The organism is Corynebacterium striatum ATCC 6940 (genome assembly GCF_000159135.1).
GTDB lineage: Bacteria > Actinomycetota > Actinomycetes > Mycobacteriales > Mycobacteriaceae > Corynebacterium > Corynebacterium striatum.
In genome coordinates this window covers 1-1050 of the sequence record NZ_GG667538.1, presented here as the reverse complement: position 1 = coordinate 1050, position 1050 = coordinate 1, and the positions used below count along the sequence as shown (strand labels likewise).

Below are 1050 nucleotides of genomic sequence, written 5' to 3'. Positions count from 1 at the left end.
AGGGCTCTGATCGCAGCGTGATGCGGGCATCGATGCCGTTTTCTGGAGTTCCAAAAGCGAGGCCCTCTTCACCGACAGCCTCTACGAGTCGAGCATGGCTCACACCAACGAGCAGGCCGCCCGCATCGCCTCCGCCGGCATTCAGATACTCTTCGACTCGCCTACCAACCAGCAATTCGCACTCCTCACGCCTGATCAGGAGGCCGCGCTGTCCGAGAACTACGTCTGCCAGTTCTTCGAGGAACACGAAGGCCTGCACGCGGTGCGTTTCTGCACGTCCTGGTCCACGCGCGACGAGGACGTCGACGCGCTCTGTGCCTCCATCGCCCAACTCTAGGTCTACCCCTGTTCGAATACCCCTGTTCGACTAATACATTGGACAATCGGTTGCAGGCTTTCCGATGCCTCTTTATCCTCCGTGGCATGACCGTCTCGATCTTCGATGCTCTTGCTCTCGGCGTCGATTCTCTCAAGGAAGCCGCTGGCCTCACCGTGGCTGAACTCCGCGACCGCGGCCTAACACTCGCCGACGCCAAGTTCATCCACCCCTTGGCCGCCGTCTACTGGCGCACTAAGCCCAAAGGCATCGCCGAGGCCCGCAAGGCCGCCCGCGCTGCCGGCCATTCCCTGCGCGTGCTCGCCCGCATCGAGGTGCTCGCCGCGCGCTGCGACGACCCCAACGCCGCCCGCGTGACCTTGTGTGGCACGGCGGAGACCAAGCTCGATGAGGTCGGCGCGAGTCTTGCCAAGCCGAAGACCCGCGTGGAGTCTGCCCGCCATACCTATGGCAAAGACGGCTGGCACCGTTTGGTGATTAACACCCAAGACCCGTGGCTGATGGACATGCTCGGCGCGCTGCCCGGCGACGACCTGCTCGACGGGTTCAAACAGTTCGTCGCTGGCGGGGAGCAAATTCAAGCCCCAGCCCGTGCTGCGCACGTAGTTATTCGTCTCGACGAGCACGAGGAATACCTCAAAGAAGACAAGCTCATTCGCGCCACGGACGGGACGGTGCGCCCGGCGCGCCTATTGGCTCAGGAAAAGCTGGCC

Annotated in this window: 2 protein-coding genes; both read left to right on the top strand. The window is 63.0% G+C overall.

The genetic code is table 11. The features are described 5' to 3' along the window. Positions 1-94: 94 nt before the first annotated feature. A complete protein-coding gene (locus HMPREF0308_RS12625; RefSeq protein ID WP_005532241.1) occupies positions 95-337 on the top strand; it encodes a hypothetical protein in 243 nt (80 codons plus the stop codon). 86 nt (positions 338-423) lie between these two features. Beyond that, positions 424-1050 (top strand): hypothetical protein (locus HMPREF0308_RS12620; protein ID WP_005532240.1); only part of this gene is annotated, 627 nt, incomplete at its 3' end.